Origin of the sequence: Streptomyces lusitanus, assembly GCF_042647945.1 — a bacterium.
In the GTDB taxonomy this organism is placed as follows: domain Bacteria; phylum Actinomycetota; class Actinomycetes; order Streptomycetales; family Streptomycetaceae; genus Streptomyces; species Streptomyces pseudogriseolus.
On record NZ_JBHRWL010000009.1, the window covers coordinates 176,161 to 195,131 of the forward strand.

An 18,971-nucleotide genomic window follows, 5' to 3' on the forward strand; every position below is an offset into this window, starting at 1 on the left:
ACGGTAGGCAGGCCGAACGTGTCGGAGTGTGGGGGTTTTCGTGGATGACCCGTGATGATCGAAAACGTGCGCCCACGAACGCCCGTCTGACCACCGCCAGTTCGAAACAGTGCCGAACGGACGGACAACGTCCTGACGGCGAGCGGAGGCTCCGCCGGTCAGCGCCGCCGCTTGCGTGGCGGGGCCTGCCGATGGACGTGGACGCTTCCCAGAAGAGGCTGCGGCGGCACGGGTGCCGGTGCGGGCAGAGCCGACGGCGGCAAGGGAACGAGCTCCGTGGGCCCGCGCTGCGGCAGACCGCCGATCCGGTCCAGCAGCGGCTGCATCTCCGCGCGAATGAGCCGCCGCACCGTCCACATATGACGCATCCACGGCACGGTGACGACGAACGGAAGCAGCGTCGTCCGCCATTCCCGGTCGAAGACGACGAACGCCCTGACAGGCGGAACGTACTGCCGCTTCCCGCCCGGCGGCCACGGGCAGGGCGGCAGATCGGGGAACGGCGCCCAGGTGCTGCCGCCCTCCCGACGTCTCCTCGCGTCGTACAGCTCGGCCGCTTCGCGACGGAAGGTGTCGTACTCCCCGGCGTGGCAGGCGACCATGAGCACCAGCCGCTCCGGCGCGACGGTGCGCAAGGCCTCGGTGAACTCCCATTCGGTTCCCGGCCCGGGGGCGACGGACAGGAGCACGATGTGGGCGCCTTGCAGAAGCGCGCTCACGGGTCTCTGCCAGCCGTCGAGCGGCAGATACCCCCGCCGCGCACCGAGCGGCGGCAGTCTCTCCCCGGGCTGCCCCACGGCCACGACCTCGCCCAGGGAGGAGAACTGGCGGAGAAGGAAGTCCTCGGCCGTATGCCCAGGCAGCTCGAACGGCGAGCGCCACGCGCGGCCTGGGGCCTCCGGAGGCGGCTCGGACATCCTCCTGTCGAGGGCGAAGGGCCGCAGATGCAGCAGGTACCGCTCGCCTCGCAGTTGCTCGAAGGACTCGACGACGGGAGCGCGGTGCTGCTTGCCCCGCAGCACAAGCCGCCGCCCGGCCGCGTAGAGGAACCCCCCGGTCAACGGGACGATCAGGGTCAGCAGGACGCGCAGCGCCCAGTGGATGCGGGCGACGTCCGGACCCGGTTCGAGGAACAAAACGCGGCCAAGGGCGGTGGTGCAGCCCCCTGCGACGACGAACCCCGCACCAAGCACGGTGCGGCCCATGACGACCAGCGATACCCCGACGAGAGGCCTCTGCCGCGGAGCCCGCGACGCCGCGACGGACGAGCCCGGCCCAGCTCCCTGCCTCATGCCCCTCCGAACCCCGCGCCCGCACTCCCCGCCAACACCTCTCGCTGCCTGGGGCGTTGGCGGACCTCACCATACTCGCGGCGCGGAGAGATTCGTCGCGCACGGTGACCACACGGGTGCGGAGCGAATCCAGGAGCGAAGGCGGCGATCACGCCGCCCGCCCCAGCGACCACCTCTCGCCGTGACACGGGTCGCACTCCGGCGCGACCACTGATACCTTCGATTTGAACACGTTCAAAAACGTCGACAGTCGGTCACGAGCGGGCGACTTGACCCTCACCCCACGTCAGGCTTGACGCTGTGTGCCGAACGAAAGGGCAGGTGGATGAGCTACTCCGTGGGGCAGGTGGCCGCCTTCGCCGGTGTCACCGTGCGGACGCTGCATCACTACGACAAGGCGGGACTGCTCTCGCCCAGTGAGCGCAGCCCCGCCGGTTACCGGCTCTACGGCGAGGCCGACCTGGTCCGTCTCCAGCAGATCCTCTTCTACCGCGAACTCGGCTTCCCCCTCGACGAGATCGCCGCGATCTTCAAGGATCCGCAGGCGAATCCCCTGGAGCGGCTCCGGGACCGGCAGCGGCAGCTGAACGAGGAGATCGCCCGGCTGCAACGGCTGGTCGAGGTGGCGGAACGGGCCATCGAGGTGCAGAAGACCGGGGTGCCCCTGACGCCCGAGGAACGCTTCGAGGTCTTCGGTGAGGTCGCCTTCGACCTCAGCTACGCCACCGAGGCGGAGCTGAAGTGGGCGCACTCGGACCGGCAGCGTGAGGCGATGGCGCGCGCGGACGCCCACACCAAGGAGGACTGGCGGCGGCTCATGGGTGAGGCCGCCGCCTGGCGTGCGGAGCTGCTCGCGGTCTTCGACGAGGGCGAGCCGAGCGACGGCGAGCGGGCCATGGACCTCGCCGAGGAGCACCGTCTGCACATCGCCCGCTGGTTCACCTCCTGCCCGCCCGACATGCACCGGCGCATCGCGGACGACTTCGTCGCCGACCCGCGCGCCTTCGCCCTGGTCGTGCCGCCCTCGCAGCAACGCCCGGGCCTGGCCGCCTACACGCGCAACGCGGTCCACGCCAACGCGGCCCGCCACGCCGGTGACGGCACCGAGGGTGAGGAGAACCGATGAGAATCATGATCGCCGCCGCGGGATCGCGCGGTGACGTCGCGCCCTACACGGGCCTGGGCGTCGAACTGCGCCGGACCGGTCACGACGTCGCCCTCGCCGCCACCGACTCCTTCGCACCCCTCGCCCACGAGGCGGGGCTGGAGTTCCGGAGTCTGCCCGCGGACACGCGGGCGCGCGGCGACGTCACGGACAAACGGGGCCTGATGCGGGCCGCTTCCGCCTTCATCACCGAGCTGGGAGAAGGCTTCGCCGACGCGGTGGACAAAGGCACGGACCTGCTCCTGCTGTCGACCACCACGGCCCCGCTCGGCTGGCACGTCGTCGAGGCCACGGGAACACCGAGCCTCGGCGTGTACCTCCAGCCCACCGCGCCGACCGGCGACTCCCCACCCGTCGTGACCGGCTCCCGCTCACTCGGCCGGCTCGCCAACCGGGCGGCCGGGCGCTTCGCGCTGCGGATGGCCGACCGTGTCTACACGCAAGCGGCCGCACAGCTGCGCCGCCGCCTCGCCCTCCCGCCGGCCCTCCCCTCCGAGGTGCGCCGCCGCCAGGAACAGGCCAGCTGGCCCGTCCTGCACGGATTCAGCACGGCTTTGGTCCGCCGCCCCTCCGACTGGCGCCCCGGCCTGGAAGTCGTCGGCAACTGGTGGCCCCATCACGACCCGGCCGAGCGTCTGCCCGCCGAACTCGAGGACTTCCTGTCCGCCGGGCCCCGGCCTGTCCTCGTCGGCTTCGGCAGCATGGCGTCCGGCGACGGGGAACGGCTGAGCGAGATCGCGGTGGGAGCGCTGCGCCGCGCCGGACTGCGCGGCATCCTCCAGGCCGGCAGCGCCCGACTCGCCGCCGAGGGAGACGACGTGCTCACGATCGGGGACGTGCCGCACGCGCTGCTGTTCCCACGGCTGGCCGCGGTGGTCCACCACGGAGGGGCCGGCACCTCGGCCGCCGCGTTGCGTGCCGGGGTGCCGGCGGTCACCGTCCCGGTCACCGCGGACCAGCCGTACTGGGCGAGCCGGCTCGCGGCCATCGGCGCGGCCCCCGCCCCCGTCCCGTTCGGCTCCCTCACCGCCGAACGGCTCGCCGACGCGCTGGGCCGGGTGGTGAAGCAGGAGTCGTACGGACGCGCCGCGGCGCGCGCGGCACAGCACATGGCGACGGAGGACGGGGCAGAGCGGGTGCTGAGGGCCGTCCGGCGACTCACCGGTGCTTGAAACCCGACCGCATGGTGCGGCGGATGAGAGGGGACGGCAGTGACCTACGGCGGACTCGCGGCGGTATCGCTTCTCGGCATGGTGGTCCTGGGCATGGCGGGACTGTGGGCCGGCACCCACGCCCTGATTCACGACCGGGTGCCCGGCCGATGGTTCAACAGGACCGTACGCAACCGCAGGCTGTGGGGTACCGGCCTGCTGATCGTGCTCTCCAGCGTGCTTTTCCTCTCCTGGACACCGGCCGTCATCGGACTCGCGCTCATCGTCGCCGGACATGCGATCAGACCCACCGGCTGACCCTTCGTGCCGTCGGCCCCTGACCGCCGCCCCTCCGGCGCATGCCCGCCCGTGCCCGCTTCCCGGGGGAGGGGACGCGGACTCGGGCGGAGTGGGGGGGGGGGGGGAGGGGGCCGGGACGGGGCCGCCCTCGCTCAGGCCGTACCGGCATTGGATCCCGCGCAGGAAGGACGGCGCGTACCAGACGGGCCGGCCGCGCAGGCGCATCGCGGCCGGCACGAGGACTCAGGCCGCTGCCCAGTCCGAAGTCCGCACATCTGCATGGAGCTGATCTTCGCGGTCCCGAAGGCGAAGAAGCTCACCGCGAGCAGGCAGGCCGCCGCGGTGACGATGCGGCCGGTGCGGCGTGCACGGGCCCGCGGCCCTGTCCCTGCGCGCGGTCGCCCGCAGTCTCGGCATGACCGTGCAGGCGCTGCACCACTACTTCCCGAACCGCGACGCCCTCGTCCCCGCGCTGATCACCAAGGCCTACGGCGACCTGGCCGACGCGTTGCAGGCAGCCGCCGACCGCGCGGGCCCGGACGTCCGCGAACCGCGCCTGGTCGTGGTGGCCGAGGCGTACCGCGAGCGGGGCGTGGCCCGTCCTGAGCACTTCCAGTTGCTCTACGGGACACCGCCGCGCTCGTACGCGGCCCCCGCCGAGGGGCCGACGACGCGGGCGGTCCGCCGGATGGGCACGATCTTCCAGCGCGAGCTGATCGCCGGGTTCACCCGGGAGCAGGGCCGCGGCGGACGTGCTCCCGCTGTCGGCCGCGTACCGGGAGCAGCTGGAACGGCTGCCCGTGCAGGCCCAGGGCGACCTGCCGGCCCTGGCGGTCACCCTGTTCGGAGGTCTTCCGCACGTCGGTCCGCATGATGCTGGGGAACATTCACCGCCGTATCCCGGCCGGACCGGTCCAGGGTGAGCGCGTAAGGTAACTCCTGATGAGTTCACGCACCTCCCCGGTCGGCCGGCGGCCGATCACGATACGGAGGGCCGTTGCGCGGGACGCCAAACGGCTCACCCGGCTCGTGCGTGGCTCAGGCGCCTACGCGGGCAAGTACGCGTCCGCCGTCGCGGGCTACAGGGTCGGGCCTGATTACATCGAGGCCCACCACACCCATGTGGCCGTCGGCGCCGACGAGCAGGGAGACCGGGTCCTCGGTTTCTACTCGCTCGTCCTCGCTCCACCGGAGCTCGACCTGCTGTTCGTCGCCGACGAGGCGCAGGGACGGGGTATCGGACGGCTGCTCGTCGCGCACATGCAGTCCGAGGCCCGTGCCGCCGGGCTCGACCGGGTCAAGGTCGTGTCGCATCTCCCCGCCGAGGACTTCTACCACCGCGTAGGCGCGGTGCGCACCGGGACCGCGCTCGCGAACCCACCCGCCGTGCCGTGGGACCGTCCCGTATTCGAGTTTCGTATTCCTCCGGAATGACGGGGTGTGCGCCCCTGCGCTTTCCATGGGCCCGGGGTGCCGCGGTCACCACGGAAACGCGCCCGACCCGGGGAAACTGACCAGAAACCAGATCACCAGCGGCATGAGCACGAGGAGCACAAAGGCGGCCAACACCTGCGCCCATGCTGCTGACCTCCCAGGAGGTTCGGTAGGCATATCGGCTCCGGTGTGACGGCGCGGCGTCGGCGGGCGTCGGCTCCGCTGTGAGGGGCGCAGTTGCTGTGTGCACTGATCATAGATCTGTCTCCGGCGGCGGAGAAGGACACTGCATCGCCCTGAGAGGTCATCTCAATCCCTGGGTTGCGGATACGCGGCAAGCCGAGCCATCTCACGCAGTCTGTGCCAGTACTCCGGGTAGTCCGCTTCGCCGAGTGCAGGTATGACCCGGTCCAGATGTGCGATGCAGCGAAGCAGGCCACTTCGGCCTTGCCCTTCGAGCTCGCCGCCGTTCTTGATCCAGATGAAGACCCAGGCTGCGGTTTCCGAGTCCAGCATGACCAGGTCGAAGCCGGCCCGGTCCGCGCCGGCCAATCGCGGAGGAAAGGGCAGATCCATGAATTCTTGGTACAGGCGCGAGACGACCTCGAAGGCGGCTTCTTTGCTCACGCGGGCCATCATGGCGCAGCTATCGGAGTGATCTTGAGTCGGCGGCAGCCTGCTGGCCAGGCCACGGTCCGTTGCCGTGTTCTTCGACGCCGCTTCGGCGGTCTCGGTGCCGGTGTCCGGCGCGGGGTGGCCGTACCGGCGGCACGGGCGTGGCCGGTGGACATGTCGGGCATGGCGAGGCGCGGGTCGGGGGCGGGGCGTGCAGGGTCGGTGAATGTGTGATGTGCGTGCGCCGGGTCCGCCGAGCCGAAATGCGTATCGAACACGCGTGTTTCGGTCGTATCGGTTGCCGTGGGATGAAGCGTGCGCCGGATGTGCCCCGCCCGTATCCATTAGGGTTCCGTGCCGGACGTGGTGTTGCGTGCAGGTGGGGGGCCGTCGGCTCTTTCCCCGGCCACGGGAGATTTCGTACGACGTGAGAGGGTCTGACGGGTGAGCGAGACACCACCGAACACCCTGCAATACCGTTTCGACGGGCCGGAAGACGCTCCGGTTCTGATCCTGGGGCCGTCCCTCGGCACCACCTGGCACATGTGGGACCGGCAGATCCCCGAGCTGACGAAACAGTGGCGGGTGTTCCGGTTCGACCTCCCCGGGCACGGCGGCGCCCCCGCCCACCCCGCGGCCTCCGTCGCCGACCTCGCCACGCGGCTGCTCGCCACCCTCGAGGGCCTCGGCGTCCACCGCTTCGGGTACGCCGGCTGCGCCCTCGGCGGCGCCGTCGGCATCGAACTGGCCCTGCGCCACCCGGAGCGTCTCGCGTCCCTCGCGCTGATCGCCGCCTCGCCCCGCTTCGGCACCGCCGACGAGTTCCGTCAGCGCGGCGTGATCGTGCGGACCAACGGCCTCGACCCGATCGCCCGCTCCGCGCCCGAGCGCTGGTTCACCGGCGGGTTCGCCGCCGCCCAGCCCGCGATCACCGAGTGGGCCGTGCAGATGGTGCGCACCACCGACCCCGGCTGCTACATCGCCGCCTGCGAGGCGCTCGCCTCCTTCGACGTACGGGCGGGGCTCGGCAGCGTCGGCGTCCCGACCCTCGTGCTCGTGGGCTCCGAGGACCAGGTCACCGGCCCCGCCGAGGCCCGCACCCTGGTCGCCGGCATCCCCGACGCCCGGCTCGCCGTCGTGCCCGGCGCCAGCCACCTGGTGCCGGTGGAGCAGCCCGCCGCCGTCACCGACCTGCTGGTCCGGCACTTCTCCACCGCCTGGCAGCCCCTCCCCGAGAACGCCACCGGCCACGTCGTGCTGCCCGCCGCCGCGCCCGCGGCGCCGGTCGCCGTCGCGCCGCAGCCCGCCCCCGTCGCCGAGATCGCCCCCGCCGTCGTGCCCCCGCAGGCGCAGGGCGCCCCGGACACGTACGACGCCGGGATCAAGGTACGCCGGGAGGTGCTGGGCGACGCGCACGTCGACCGGATCCTGGAGCAGACCGACGCCTTCTCGGAGGACTTCCAGGAGCTCGTCACCCGGTACGCCTGGGGCGAGGTCTGGGACCGCCCCGGACTCGACCGCCGCACCCGCAGCTGCGTCACCCTCACCGCCCTCGTCGCCGGCGGTCACCTCGACGAACTCGCCGTGCACACCCGAGCCGCCCTGCGCAACGGGCTCACCCCGGACGAGATCAAGGAGGTGCTGCTCCAGGCGGCCGTCTACTGCGGCGTCCCGGCCGCCAGCCGCGCCTTCCGCGTGGCCCAGCAGGTCGTCCGCGAGGAGACCACCCCGCCGGAGTGAGCTCCGGACTCCGCCGGAGTGAGCTCCGAACCTCGCCGGAGTGAGCCGGACCCTCCGGGCGCCTCTCCGCCCCCGGCGCGCCGCCCCGCCCCCGGATGCAGGATGGAGCCATGAAGCTCACCAAGATGTCGCACTCCTGCGTCCGGCTGGAGAAGGACGGACGCGTCCTCGTCGTCGACCCCGGCGGGTTCAGCGAGGAGGACGCAGCCGTCGGCGCGGACGCCGTGCTGGTCACCCATGAGCATCCCGACCACTTCGACGAGGGCCGGCTGCGGGCCGCCCTGGAGGCCGACCCGGCGGCGGAGGTCTGGACGCTGAAGGCGGTCGCGGACCAGGTCTCCGCCGCGTTCCCGGGCCGCGTGCACACCGTCGGCCACGGCGACGTCTTCACCGCCGCCGGCTTCGACATCCAGGTGCACGGCGAGCTGCACGCGGTGATCCACCCGGACATCCCCCGCATCACCAACGTCGGCTACCTCGTCGACGGCGGCAAGCTGTTCCACCCGGGCGACGCGCTGACCGTCCCCGGCCGGCCGGTCGAGACGCTGATGCTGCCCGTCATGGCGCCCTGGAACAAGATCTCCGAGGTGATCGACTACGTCCGCGAGGTGCAGGCGCGGCGCGCCTACGACATCCACGACGCCCTGCTCACCGACCTCGCCCGCCCGATCTACGACCGCCAGATCGGCGCCCTCGGCGGCGCCGAGCATCTGCGGCTGGCCCCCGGGGACGCGGTCCGGCTCTGATCCCGGGCGCCCCCGGCCCCCGGCCGTCGGCCGCAGCCCGTGCGTTGTCGGACCCGGCGGGTAGGTTGTGAGGCATGCGCATCGCGACCTGGAACGTGAACTCGATCACCGCCCGCCTGCCGAGGCTCCTGGCCTGGCTGGAGAGCAGCGGCACGGACGTGCTGTGCCTCCAGGAGGCCAAGGTCGCCGAGGCCCAGTTCCCGGCGGAGCAGCTGCGCGAGCTGGGCTACGAGTCGGCGGTGCACGCCACGGGCCGGTGGAACGGCGTGGCGGTGCTCTCCCGCGTCGGCCTGGAGGACGTGGTCAAGGGCCTCCCGGGCGACCCGGGGTACGACGGCTCGGTGGAGCCCCGCGCCGTCTCCGCGACCTGCGGCCCGGTGCGCGTCTGGTCGGTCTACGTGCCGAACGGCCGCGAGGTGGAGCACCCGCACTACGCGTACAAGCTCCAGTGGCTGGAGGCCCTGAAGGCGGCGGTCGCGGGCGACGCGGCGGGCGACCGCCCCTTCGCGGTCCTCGGCGACTACAACATCGCGCCGACCGACGACGACGTGTACGACCGCGCCGCCTTCGAGGGCTCCACGCACGTCACCCCGGCCGAGCGCGCCGCCCTCGCCTCCCTGCGCGAGGCCGGCCTGAGCGACGTCGTCCCGCGCCCCCTCAAGTACGACCACCCGTACACGTACTGGGACTACCGCCAGCTCTGCTTCCCCAAGAACCGCGGCATGCGCATCGACCTGGTGTACGGCAACGAGCCGTTCGCCAAGGCGGTCACCGACTCCTACGTCGACCGGGAGGAGCGCAAGGGCAAGGGCGCCTCGGACCACGCCCCGGTCGTGGTCGACCTGGACGTGTGACAGGGGCCGGCCCGGCGTCGCCGGACCCCGCGCGCCTGTGGTGCGCGGGGCGGTTCGAATGACAGGCTGGCAGTATGAGGATTCCGTTCCTAGGCAGGCGGCGCCGGGAGGACGAACTCCCCGGCCCGGAGGGGCTCGCCGAACTCCTCGCCGAGTGCGCGCTGTTGCGCTCCCAGGCGGAGCGGGAAGGGGTCCGGCTGGACGACGGCCCGGCCTCGCTGGAGGCGCTCGACCAGCTGGTTCCGCGCTGGCGGGACGACGAGGACGCCTCCGACTGGCTGGGCAACGACGCCGGGTTGTACCTGGGCACCGTGATCGTCCGCACCGTGGCGGGCGCCGCCTGGGACCTCCGTCCCGACGGACAGCCGGTCGTACGGCTCGCGGGTGGACGGGAGTTCGACGTCGTCGACGCCGGACACCGGTGGGCGGCCGACGGCGCGCCCGAACTGTCCCAGCTCTACGCCGAGGTCGCGGAAGGCTGATCCGAACGACAGGCTGGAGGTCGCGGGAGGCTGATCCGAGCGACGGGCCCGAGGTCGCGGACGGCCTGCGTACGCGCCCCCGCACGCGCCCCATCACCCGCCGTAAATACGGCTTATGCCCGAAAAGTGCGTGTCGCCCTGTGCTGGCGATCTTGCCCGGATACGTTGCGGCGGTCACCATGACGCACGGGAACCTGTCCGCCCGGACCTCGACTACGATGTCTCCTCCGTCCCGGTGGGGGAGGAGACTTCGCGGCGTAAGCGGGGACGCCGCCGCCGGGAGGGACCGCCCGCCCAGCCGGGGCGGCGGATCACACAGGCCGGTCCCGTCCGGCGGCAGCCGGAGATCACTGCTCCCGGCGGCAGCGACCGAGCCACGGTCGCCCGCAGGTGAGGAGAAGGTCAGCTGCGCGCCGGACGGGTGGTGCCGCCCGGGCCCCGCCCACGCCCCGATCCCGTATCCGAGGCGCTCCCTCCGAGCGAGCGAGGCGCGGGCCCTTCAGTCCGCCCGGTGCGACTTCTTCTGCGCCGCCGGCTCCGGCGCCGGCAGCGGACTCTGCGCCGGCTTGGTGACGTCCGCGACCAGCTCCACCACGTCCGGGCCGTACGCCTGCGAGTTGACGACCTTCAGCAGCAGCACGAACGACCCCGACCCGTACTTGCGGGCCAGCCGCTCGTGGTTGCGGGCGAGATAGCGGGTCGCCGCCTGGTTGGTGATCGCCCGCTGGCCGCAGAACAGGAACACCGGGCGCGTCTCCCGCCGTTCGCCCGCCGTCAGCCGCGCCAGCAGCACGTACTCGGTGACGCCCGGCTCCATGCGGTACAGCTCGGAGCCTATGCGGAAGGCGCCGCGGTCCGGCCCCGGCTCCGGGTCGACGTTGACCCGCACCCCGGGCAGCATCGCCGCCATGTGGGCGACCATCCGCCGGTTCGAACCCGGCCCGCCGACGCAGAACTCGGTCCGCTCCCCGAACCCCTGATGCGCCGAGTCCTGGGTGACCACCTGGACGTGCGCCCCGCAGTCCTTGATCAGCGCGGACAGTTCGAGCAGCGCGAACACGTCGAAGCGGTGCACCGCCGGTTCCGCCGTCGCCGGGTCGCGGTTGACGACGAGCAACGACTCGGCGTTCTCCGGCAGTCCGAAGAACGCCTGCTTGCGGCGGAGCTTGCGATTCCAGAGGTAGGTACGGGCGATCCAGCCCAGGGCGGCGCTGATGCCCGCGGCCACCAGGCCCAGCACGATGTTGCGCACGTCGTCATTCATGGGCGCGCATGCTAGCGGTCCTGAGCGCACCCGTGTTCGACGCCCCGGGCCGCCGGACGCCCCCGCCGCGCCCGGCGCCACGCCCCTACGGCCTCACTGACGCGGGCATGGCGGCGAACTAAGCTGCCCGGACGGCCCTTTACTGGAGGTGCGGATGCGTCGCCCCGTCGCACGGAAATTCGCTGTCCTCGCGGTCACCACCGCCGTCGTCTCGGTGGGAGCGGCCGCGCCGCCCACCCCCCACGGCGGACACGCCCCCCACACCGCCCCCCACACCCGCCCGGCGCCCAAGACCCCGGTGGCCGTCGGTCACGGCGGCGCCGTCTCCAGCGTCGACGCCGACGCCACCGCCGCCGGCATCGAGGTGCTGCGCCAGGGCGGCAACGCCGTCGACGCGGCCGTGGCCACCGCCGCCGCGCTCGGCGTCACCGAGCCCTACTCGGCCGGCGTCGGCGGAGGCGGCTACTTCGTCTACTACGACGCCCGGTCCCGCACCGTGCACACCCTCGACGGCCGCGAGACCGCCCCGCTCACCGCCGACTCCGGCCTCTTCCTGGAGAACGGCGCGCCCATCCCCTTCGCCGAGGCCGTCACCAGCGGGCTCTCCGTCGGCACCCCCGGCACGCCCGCCACCTGGCAGCGGGCGCTCGACACCTGGGGCAGGAAGAACCTGGGCACGGTCCTCAGGCCCGCCGAACGGCTCGCCCGCGACGGCTTCACCGTCGACGAGACCTTCCGCGCGCAGACCGCCGCCAACGAGACCCGCTTCCGCCACTTCCCCGACACCGCCGAGCTGTTCCTGCCCGGCGGTGAACTCCCCGCCGTCGGCTCCACCTTCAAGAACCCCGATCTCGCCCGCACCTACCGCGAGCTGAGCCGTAAGGGCGTCGACGCCCTGTACCGGGGCGACATCGGCCGCGACATCGTGAACACGGTCGACAAGCCGCCCGTGGACCCGGCGTCCGGCTGGAACGCCCGCCCCGGCGACCTGACCCCGCGCGACCTCGCCGCCTACCGCACCAAGCTCCAAGCGCCCACCAAGACCTCCTACCGCGGCCTCGACGTCTACTCCATGGCGCCCTCCTCCTCCGGCGGCACGACGGTCGGCGAGGCGCTCAACATCCTGGAGCGCACCGACCTGTCCAGGGCGAGCGACGTGCGCTACCTGCACCGGTTCATCGAGGCCAGCCGCGTCGCCTTCGCCGACCGGGGCCGCTGGGTCGGCGACCCCGCCTTCGAGGACGTACCGACGAAGGGACTGCTGTCACAGCGGTTCGCGGACTCGCGCGCCTGCCTGATCAAGGACGACGCCGTCCTCACCAGCCCGCTCGCCCCCGGCGACCCCCGCGACCCGGCGCCGTGCGCGAAGGGCGGCACGGCCGCGCCGACGACGTACGAGGGGGAGAGCACCACGCATCTGACGACCGCCGACCGGTGGGGCAACGTCGTCGCCTACACCCTCACCATCGAGCAGACCGGCGGCAGCGGCATCACCGTGCCCGGACGCGGGTTCCTGCTCAACAACGAGCTGACCGACTTCTCCTTCGCCCCCGCCAACCCTGCCGTGCACGACCCGAACCTGCCCGGCCCCGGCAAGCGGCCCCGCTCGTCCATGGCGCCGACGATCGTCCTCGACCGGCACGACCGGCCGGTGGTGGCGCTCGGCTCGCCCGGCGGCGCGACCATCATCACCACCGTGCTCCAGACCCTCACCGGCTTCCTCAACCGCGGCCTGCCCCTCGTCGACGCGATCGCCGCACCCCGCGCCAGCCAGCGCAACGCCGCACAGACCGAACTCGAACCCGGCCTGTACGACAGTGAGCTGAGGCAGCGTCTGGAGGCCCTCGGGCACTCCTTCCGGGAGAACCCGGAGATCGGTGCGACCACGGCCGTGCAGCGGCTGCCCGGCGGCGCCTGGCTCGCGGCGGCGGAGAAGGTCCGCCGCGGTGGAGGCTCGGCGATGGTCGTCCACCCGAAGCGGTAACGGTCGGTCCAGCACGGCCGTCGGCCCGGCGTCCCCCGCGAGAGGGGCGCCGGGCCGACGGCCGTACGGAGGTCACAGCTCCGGCGAGGTCACAGCTCCGGCGCCGGCGTGTCCTGCGTGCGGAAGACCAGACGTCCGTCCTGCGCGTCCACCGTCACCCGGCCGCCCTCCCGCACACGGCCGTCCAGCAGCAGCCGGGACAGCTGGTTGTCCACCTCCCGCTGGATGGTGCGGCGCAACGGCCGGGCGCCGTACTCCGGTTCGTAGCCGCGCTCGGCGAGCCAGTCCACGGCCGCGTCGGTGAACTCCGCCGAGATGTCCTGCCCCTTCAGCCGGCGGCGGGTGCTCTCGAGCAGCAGGTCGGTGATCTGCCGCAGCTCCTGAGGGGTGAGCTGGCGGAACACCACGATCTCGTCGATCCGGTTGAGGAACTCCGGCCGGAAGTGGTCCCGCAGCGGCCGCAGGATCTGCTCCCGCCGCGCCTCCTCGTCGGCCTCCGCGCCGCCCGTCGCGAAGCCCAGGGTGGCCCCGCGCCGGGTGATGACGTCGGAGCCGAGGTTGCTGGTCATCACGATCACACTGTTGGTGAAGTCCACCGTGCGGCCCTGCGAGTCGGTCAGCCGGCCGTCGTCCAGCACCTGGAGCAGGATGTTGAAGACGTCCGGATGGGCCTTCTCCACCTCGTCGAGCAGCAGCAGCGAGTACGGGTGCCGGCGCACCACCTCGGTGAGCTGACCGGCCTCCTCGTGGCCCACGTAGCCGGGCGGGGCGCCCACCAGACGGCTCACCGTGTGCCGCTCCTGGTACTCGCTCATGTCCAGGCGCACCATCCGGTCCTCGCTCCCGAACAGCGCCTCGGCCAGCGCCCGCGCCAGCTCCGTCTTGCCGACGCCCGTCGGACCGAGGAACAGGAAGCTGCCGATCGGCCGGTCGGGACTGGACAGCCCCGCGCGGGAGCGCAGCACGGCGTCCGAGACGACCCGTACGGCCTCCTCCTGGCCCACCACCCGCTGGTGCAGGTGCTGCTCCAGGCCCAGCAGGCGGTCCTTCTCCTCCTCGGTGAGCCGGCTGACCGGGATGCCCGTCTGCCGCGCCACCACCTCCGCGATCGCCTCGGCGTCCACCCACAGGCTCTGGCCCTCGTCGACCTCGTCCTCGCCGCCGGCCTGCGCGATGCGCTCCTTCAGCTCCGTGATGCGGTCCCGCAGCCGCATGGCCTCCTCGTAACTCTCGTCCGCGACGGCCTGGTCCTTGTCGCAGGTCAGCTGCTCGACCTCACGCTCCATCGCCCGTACGTCGGTGCCCTTGGTGCGCGCCCGCAGCCGCACCCGGGCACCCGCCTGGTCGATGAGGTCGATCGCCTTGTCCGGCAGCCTGCGGTCGCTGAGATAGCGGTCGGACAGCTCCACCGCCGCCACCAGCGCCTCGTCGGTGTAGCGGACCTGGTGGTGCGCCTCGTACCGGTCGCGCAGGCCGCGCAGGATCTCGATCGCGTCCGCGGGCGACGGCTCCGGCACCATGATCGGCTGGAAGCGGCGGGCCAGCGCCGCGTCCTTCTCGATCCGCCGGTACTCCTCCAGGGTCGTCGCGCCGACGATGTTCAGCTCGCCGCGCGCCAGGGCCGGCTTGAGGATGTTGCCGGCGTCCATCGAGCCGCCCTCGCCGCCGCCTCCCGCGCCGACGACGGTGTGCAGCTCGTCGATGAAGACGATCAGCTGGTCGGAGTGGGCGCGGATCTCGTCGACCAGGTTGTTCATCCGCTCCTCGAAGTCACCCCGGTACCGGGTGCCGGCGACGACGCCGGTGAGGTCCAGGGCGACCACGCGGCGGCCCAGCAGGATGTCGGGCACGTCCCCCTCGGCGATCCGCTGCGCCAGCCCCTCCACCACGGCGGTCTTGCCGACGCCCGCGTCGCCGATCAGCACGGGATTGTTCTTGCCGCGCCGGGACAGCACCTCGACGGTCTGCTCGATCTCCGTGTCCCGCCCGATCACCGGGTCGATCCGGCCCTCGCGGGCCAGCGCGGTGAGGTCACGGCCGTACTTGTCCAGCGTCGGGGTGCTGGACGACGGCCGGGGACGCTCCTGGCGCGGCTGCTGCGCCTCCGGCGTCTCCTGCGGGCCGGACGGGGCGAAGCGGGCCGCGTTCAGGATGTGCCCGGCGGCCGAGTCCGGGTTCGCGGCGAGGGCGCTGAGCACGTGCTCCGGGCCGATGTATCCGGCGCCGCTCGCCCGCGCCATCTCGTGCGCGTCCAGCAGCGCCCGTTTGACGGCAGGCGTCAGGGACAGCGAGGTCGGCGGCGGCGCGTCGCCGGGGCCGTGCTGCGCGGGCCCCGACCGGTCGTCGATCTGCGACGCCAGCGAGTCCGGATCCGCGCCCGCGCGGCTGAGCAGACTCCGGGTCGGCTCGGCGGAGAGCGCGGCACGCAGCAGGTGCTGGGTGTCCAGGTCACGGCTGCCGTGCTCGGCCGCGTACTGCGCGGCGCCGCGCACGAGTTCACGGGCGGGCTGGCTGAGAAGCCTGCCGATGTCGATCTGGCGGGGGCGCTGTCCGCCGAAGAAGCGGGCGAGGAATTCTGCGAACGGGTCACCCTCCGGGCCGACGAAACCACTCGTCATCGTCATCCGTTCCTTCGCTGGGTCGACGTGCCGGTCCCGGGTAACCCGGTCGGGGCGCGCTCATGCCCACGATGACACGTTCGGTTTGGGTGGGCATGTCCAGGTTCGCGGCACCTGGGCATGCCGCCCCCACCGCCCCTCAGTCTCGCGCCGTCAGGACACGCGGCCCCGCCTCCGTGATCGCGACCGTGTGTTCCGTGTGGGCCGCGCGGGTGCCGTCCGTGGTGCGGAGGGTCCAGCCGTCCGGGTCGGTGCGGTAGGCGTCCCCGCCGCCCGCGATCAGCATCGGCTCGATCGCCAGCACCATGCCGTGCCGCAGCGGCAGCCCGCGCCCCGGCCGGCCCTCGTTCGGCACCGGCGGGTCCTCGTGCATACGGCGGCCGATGCCGTGCCCCCCGAAGTCCTCCATGATCCCGTAGCCCGCGCCGCGGCACACCGTGCCGATGGCGTGCGCGATGTCGCCCATGCGGTTGCCGACCACGGCCGCCTCGATGCCCGCCGCGAGCGCCCGCTCGGCCGTCTCGACCAGCCGGACGTCCGCCGGGCGCGCGGTGCCCACGGCGAAGCTGATCGCCGAGTCGCCCGCCCAGCCGCCCCGTTGGGCGCCGCAGTCGATGGACACGAGGTCCCCGTCACGCAGCCGGTACCTGGTCGGGATGCCGTGCACGATCGCGTCGTTCACCGACGCGCAGATCACGGCGGGGAACGGGGTGAGCGCGAACGTGGGCCGGTACCCGAGGAACGGCGACGTCGCGCCGGCCGCGTTCAGCACATCCCGGGCCACCTCGTCCAGCTCCAGCAGGGAAACGCCCACGCCGGCGGCCTTCCGCACGGCCGTCAGCGCCTGGGCCACGATCTGGCCCGTCTCGTACATGGCATCGATCGATGCGTCGGTCTTCAGCTCCACCATGCCAATTACTATACCGGTATTAGAATGGTGTCATGGTGCGCACCCCCTTGACCCCCGAAGAGCGCGAACGCGGCGAGCGGCTCGGCAGACTGCTGCGCGAGGCGCGCGGAGCCCGCAGCATGACGGACGTCGCCGCGAACGCCGGCATCTCCGCGGAGACCCTCCGCAAGATCGAGACGGGGCGGGCGCCGACCCCCGCGTTCTTCACCGTGGCCGCGCTGGCCGGGGCGCTCGGGCTGTCGATGGACGAGCTGATCGGTCGCTGTGCGCAGGAGGCCACGGGCGCGCCCGGCGCCCAGGACGCCCCGGACGCGACGATCGCCGCCTGAGCGGGGCGACCGGCCCGGTCCGGGCCGCCCGCACGCCTGCCGGAAAACTCTCCGTAGCGTCGCTGTAACACGCCAGGTGTTATCTACGGAGTCGAGTACTCCGGGACTGGCGGGAGTTGGCTATGGCGACGGAGCAACTCCCGGACGGCGTCCGGGGGTTCACGGACCACCTACGGGGTCTCCTGGCGCGTCTGGACCGGTACACGGGCTGGTGTCTGGTGTTCTGGCAGCGCGACCCCGACGGCATGCGGGCGTGCGTGGAGGGACGGGAACTGCCGCCGTGGGACGTGGTGGAGTCGCTGCTCCAGGACCTCGCCGCCGTCCACGGCCCCGCGGCCGCCGAGGCGGAGCTGCCGCGGGCGCGCTTACTGCACGCCGCGGCGACGGCGGCGTTCGACGCGCGGCCGGGCGCCCGGCAGGCGTTGCGTGACCGGCTCGACGTGATGCTGCGCGAGCAGCGGTACGCGGCGGACCGCCGGGCCGACCTGACGCACCGGCTCGCCTCCGCTGCCGGGCAGGAGGACGCGGATGCCCTGGCCACCGACCTCGCCTGGGCCGAGGACGACCACCGCCGCGCGACCGCCCGCTGCGCGGAACTCACGACCCGCGTGACCGCCCTGGACGCGGCCACGCCGGGGGCAAGCCCCTTGCACGCTCAGGGCCGCTACACCCCTCACCTAGCGGCGGACACCCCGACAGCCTCCGGGCCCCAGGGCCCGCACACGCCCCTCGCCGACCAGGCCCACGGCCCGTCGCCGACACCGGACCACCGACAGGCGGGCGGCGGCCCGCACCCGGCACGGCAGGGCCCCGGCCCCGGTCCGACACCGGGCGCGTCGCAGCCGGGGCCTGGCCCGGACGCGGCGTCCGGGCTCCCCGGACCCCACACTCCGAGCTCCGGCCTCCAGCCGCAGCCGGGGCCAGGCCCGGACCTGGCGTCCGACGTCCCCGGGCCCCGCACTCCGGGCCCTGGCCTCGCATCGCAGCCCGGGCCCGGCCTGCACCCGGCGTCCGGGGCTTCCGGGTCCCGCACTCCGGGCCCCGGCCCCTGGCACCCCGGGCCGGAGACCCCGGGCGTGAGCGGCCGGCACCCCGGCCCGGAAACCCTCGGCCCGCCCGCCCGGCACCCCCGCGCGGCAGCACCCGAGCCGCACCCCTCCGCCCCCCAGTCCTCCCTGTCCCCCCGGACACACCCCCTCACCCCCGACCCCATCCCCCCAGAGCTGCGCGCCGCGCAACAGCACGTCCCCCCGCCCCCGCCCCCGCCTGCGACCACGCCCCCGCCCGTCGAGGACACTCGCCCCGCCTCCCCGCCCCGCAAGCGGCGCCGTGGCGGTGCCCGGTTCGCCGGGGTGGAGGACGACGGGGCGCAGCCCCTCGTCGCGCCGCCCGCAGCCGTGCCGGAGCTGCCCGCCGTCACCGCGGCCCGCGGCGCGCGTTTCGCCGGGGCCGCCGCACAGGACGGCCCCGCCGAGCCGCCCCCGCCGGAGCGGATCGGCGCGGAGGACGTCCGCGAGGTGGGCCGGCTCGTGCACACCCTGACGCGCCTCAGGCGCGAGGCCCGCGACGGCGAGGCGCACGCCCTGCTGAACCAGGCCGCGTACTGGCCCGCCGTACGGTTCCCGCTGCTCGCGGACGCGATGGAGCGGGCCGGGCTCGCCGCCGACTGGGCGACCCTGCTGTGGGAGGCGGCGACGCTGCCCACCGAGCGGCTCGTCGCCGCCGCCGACGCGCTCACCGCGGCGGGGCGCGCGGAGGACGGCGAGCGGATCCTGCGGCAGGGCGTCGTACGGCCCGCCGACGAGATCGGGCACGCCGCCCTCGCCCTGGCCGACGGCACCCGCCACCGCGAGCTGCGCGCCCTGCTCGACGCCTGCGTCCGGATGCGCACCCCGCAGGACGCCGCCCGCACGGCCGCACCGGACCCCGGACGCCTGGTGCCGCTGCTCCTCACGGCCGCCCGGGCCGTCTCCGAGGAGCGGCACTGGGACGTGCTGCACGCCCTGCGCGTCGCGGGACTGGCCGCCTGACCGGGCGCCGGCGGCCCGGCCCGCTCACCCACAGGGGTGTCAATCACGATCGACTCC

General features: G+C 73.4%; 17 protein-coding genes and 1 pseudogene. 12 read left to right on the plus strand and 6 right to left on the minus strand.

All coding sequences use genetic code 11. The annotated features are described in order from the left end of the window. Positions 1-158: 158 nt before the first annotated feature. On the minus strand, positions 159-1,205 hold the full coding sequence (locus tag ACFOSY_RS16465; RefSeq protein WP_394307565.1) for a hypothetical protein: 1,047 nt from the start codon (positions 1,203-1,205) through the stop codon (positions 159-161). Between the two features lie 412 nt (positions 1,206-1,617). On the opposite strand from ACFOSY_RS16465, the gene ACFOSY_RS16470 reads away from it, so the two are divergent. The 3 genes from ACFOSY_RS16470 to ACFOSY_RS16480 are packed head-to-tail and all read left to right on the plus strand — an operon-like array spanning position 1,618 to position 3,926. Further along, positions 1,618-2,418, plus strand: coding sequence for a MerR family transcriptional regulator (locus ACFOSY_RS16470; protein ID WP_394307566.1), 801 nt, complete (start codon positions 1,618-1,620; stop codon positions 2,416-2,418). After that, positions 2,415-3,629, plus strand: a complete 1,215-nt coding sequence (locus ACFOSY_RS16475) for a glycosyltransferase (RefSeq protein ID WP_394307567.1) — start codon at positions 2,415-2,417, stop codon at positions 3,627-3,629. Before ACFOSY_RS16470 ends, ACFOSY_RS16475 begins: the two co-directional genes overlap by 4 nt. 39 nt (positions 3,630-3,668) lie before the next feature. Beyond that, the gene (locus ACFOSY_RS16480) at positions 3,669-3,926 is read left to right on the plus strand and encodes a hypothetical protein (protein ID WP_394307568.1); all 258 of its coding nucleotides are present in this window, start codon (positions 3,669-3,671) and stop codon (positions 3,924-3,926) included. A 102-nt stretch (positions 3,927-4,028) separates the two neighbouring features. On the opposite strand, the pseudogene ACFOSY_RS16485 reads toward ACFOSY_RS16480, so the two are convergent. Beyond that, positions 4,029-4,267 (minus strand): annotated as a pseudogene (locus tag ACFOSY_RS16485) (MMPL family transporter); the annotation flags it as partial. Between the two features lie 5 nt (positions 4,268-4,272). Between ACFOSY_RS16485 and ACFOSY_RS16490 the strand changes: the two are divergent. Together ACFOSY_RS16490 and ACFOSY_RS16495 are read left to right on the plus strand one after the other, a co-directional pair. Next, the gene (locus ACFOSY_RS16490) at positions 4,273-4,782 is read left to right on the plus strand and encodes a TetR/AcrR family transcriptional regulator (RefSeq protein ID WP_394307569.1); all 510 of its coding nucleotides are present in this window, start codon (positions 4,273-4,275) and stop codon (positions 4,780-4,782) included. Positions 4,783-4,850: 68 nt separating this feature from the next. Beyond that, positions 4,851-5,342 carry a GNAT family N-acetyltransferase gene (locus ACFOSY_RS16495; protein ID WP_394307570.1) on the plus strand — a complete coding sequence of 164 codons (492 nt, stop codon included), beginning with the start codon at positions 4,851-4,853 and terminating at the stop codon, positions 5,340-5,342. Between the two features lie 309 nt (positions 5,343-5,651). Here the strand turns inward: ACFOSY_RS16495 and ACFOSY_RS16500 are convergent, their stop codons facing one another. Next, the gene (locus tag ACFOSY_RS16500) at positions 5,652-5,969 is read right to left on the minus strand and encodes a hypothetical protein (protein WP_394307571.1); all 318 of its coding nucleotides are present in this window, start codon (positions 5,967-5,969) and stop codon (positions 5,652-5,654) included. A 432-nt stretch (positions 5,970-6,401) separates the two neighbouring features. Here ACFOSY_RS16500 and pcaDC point away from each other — a divergent pair, with 432 nt between their 5' ends. The 4 genes from pcaDC to ACFOSY_RS16520 all read left to right on the plus strand — a co-directional run bounded on the left by pcaDC (position 6,402) and on the right by ACFOSY_RS16520 (position 9,779). Then, entirely contained in the window at positions 6,402-7,697 is a 1,296-nt protein-coding gene (gene pcaDC / locus ACFOSY_RS16505; RefSeq protein WP_394307572.1) for a bifunctional 3-oxoadipate enol-lactonase/4-carboxymuconolactone decarboxylase PcaDC, read from the plus strand. A 110-nt stretch (positions 7,698-7,807) separates the two neighbouring features. Continuing rightward, the gene (locus ACFOSY_RS16510) at positions 7,808-8,443 is read left to right on the plus strand and encodes an MBL fold metallo-hydrolase (RefSeq protein ID WP_394307573.1); all 636 of its coding nucleotides are present in this window, start codon (positions 7,808-7,810) and stop codon (positions 8,441-8,443) included. A gap of 74 nt (positions 8,444-8,517) precedes the next feature. Next, positions 8,518-9,297 (plus strand): exodeoxyribonuclease III, encoded by a 780-nt coding sequence (locus ACFOSY_RS16515; RefSeq protein ID WP_006135013.1) that lies wholly within the window; start codon positions 8,518-8,520, stop codon positions 9,295-9,297. A gap of 74 nt (positions 9,298-9,371) precedes the next feature. After that, on the plus strand, positions 9,372-9,779 hold the full coding sequence (locus tag ACFOSY_RS16520) for a DUF6278 family protein (protein WP_006135014.1): 408 nt from the start codon (positions 9,372-9,374) through the stop codon (positions 9,777-9,779). Positions 9,780-10,278: 499 nt separating this feature from the next. On the opposite strand, the gene ACFOSY_RS16525 is transcribed toward ACFOSY_RS16520, so the two are convergent. Further along, entirely contained in the window at positions 10,279-11,043 is a 765-nt protein-coding gene (locus tag ACFOSY_RS16525; protein WP_394307574.1) for a hypothetical protein, read from the minus strand. A gap of 154 nt (positions 11,044-11,197) precedes the next feature. Between ACFOSY_RS16525 and ggt the strand changes: the two genes are divergently transcribed. Beyond that, positions 11,198-13,027, plus strand: coding sequence for a gamma-glutamyltransferase (gene ggt, locus ACFOSY_RS16530; protein ID WP_394307575.1), 1,830 nt, complete (start codon positions 11,198-11,200; stop codon positions 13,025-13,027). Between the two features lie 89 nt (positions 13,028-13,116). Here the strand turns inward: ggt and ACFOSY_RS16535 are convergent, their stop codons facing one another. Both ACFOSY_RS16535 and map read right to left on the minus strand, forming a co-directional pair. Beyond that, positions 13,117-15,645 carry an ATP-dependent Clp protease ATP-binding subunit gene (locus tag ACFOSY_RS16535; RefSeq protein WP_394307760.1) on the minus strand — a complete coding sequence of 843 codons (2,529 nt, stop codon included), beginning with the start codon at positions 15,643-15,645 and terminating at the stop codon, positions 13,117-13,119. 139 nt (positions 15,646-15,784) lie between these two features. Then, positions 15,785-16,555, minus strand: coding sequence for a type I methionyl aminopeptidase (gene map, locus ACFOSY_RS16540; RefSeq protein ID WP_394307576.1), 771 nt, complete (start codon positions 16,553-16,555; stop codon positions 15,785-15,787). A 32-nt stretch (positions 16,556-16,587) separates the two neighbouring features. Here map and ACFOSY_RS16545 point away from each other — a divergent pair, with 32 nt between their 5' ends. Further along, on the plus strand, positions 16,588-16,884 hold the full coding sequence (locus tag ACFOSY_RS16545; RefSeq protein ID WP_394307577.1) for a helix-turn-helix domain-containing protein: 297 nt from the start codon (positions 16,588-16,590) through the stop codon (positions 16,882-16,884). A gap of 122 nt (positions 16,885-17,006) precedes the next feature. Next, positions 17,007-18,914: a hypothetical protein gene (locus ACFOSY_RS16550; RefSeq protein ID WP_394307578.1), complete on the plus strand. Its 1,908-nt coding sequence runs from the start codon at positions 17,007-17,009 to the stop codon at positions 18,912-18,914. Positions 18,915-18,971: the final 57 nt, after the last annotated feature.

Excerpts from the sequence above, each read along its gene's own strand:
- ACFOSY_RS16465 (WP_394307565.1), bottom strand. The coding sequence starts at position 1,205 with ATGGGCCGCACCGTGCTTGGTGCGGGGTTCGTCGTCGCAGGGGGCTGC.
- ACFOSY_RS16470 (WP_394307566.1), top strand. The coding sequence starts at position 1,618 with ATGAGCTACTCCGTGGGGCAGGTGGCCGCCTTCGCCGGTGTCACCGTG.
- ACFOSY_RS16475 (WP_394307567.1), top strand. The coding sequence starts at position 2,415 with ATGAGAATCATGATCGCCGCCGCGGGATCGCGCGGTGACGTCGCGCCC.
- ACFOSY_RS16495 (WP_394307570.1), top strand. The coding sequence starts at position 4,851 with ATGAGTTCACGCACCTCCCCGGTCGGCCGGCGGCCGATCACGATACGG.
- ACFOSY_RS16510 (WP_394307573.1), top strand. The coding sequence starts at position 7,808 with ATGAAGCTCACCAAGATGTCGCACTCCTGCGTCCGGCTGGAGAAGGAC.
- ACFOSY_RS16515 (WP_006135013.1), top strand. The coding sequence starts at position 8,518 with ATGCGCATCGCGACCTGGAACGTGAACTCGATCACCGCCCGCCTGCCG.
- ACFOSY_RS16520 (WP_006135014.1), top strand. The coding sequence starts at position 9,372 with ATGAGGATTCCGTTCCTAGGCAGGCGGCGCCGGGAGGACGAACTCCCC.
- ACFOSY_RS16525 (WP_394307574.1), bottom strand. The coding sequence starts at position 11,043 with ATGAATGACGACGTGCGCAACATCGTGCTGGGCCTGGTGGCCGCGGGC.
- ggt (WP_394307575.1), top strand. The coding sequence starts at position 11,198 with ATGCGTCGCCCCGTCGCACGGAAATTCGCTGTCCTCGCGGTCACCACC.
- ACFOSY_RS16535 (WP_394307760.1), bottom strand. The coding sequence starts at position 15,645 with ATGACGAGTGGTTTCGTCGGCCCGGAGGGTGACCCGTTCGCAGAATTC.
- map (WP_394307576.1), bottom strand. The coding sequence starts at position 16,555 with ATGGTGGAGCTGAAGACCGACGCATCGATCGATGCCATGTACGAGACG.
- ACFOSY_RS16545 (WP_394307577.1), top strand. The coding sequence starts at position 16,588 with ATGGTGCGCACCCCCTTGACCCCCGAAGAGCGCGAACGCGGCGAGCGG.
- ACFOSY_RS16550 (WP_394307578.1), top strand. The coding sequence starts at position 17,007 with ATGGCGACGGAGCAACTCCCGGACGGCGTCCGGGGGTTCACGGACCAC.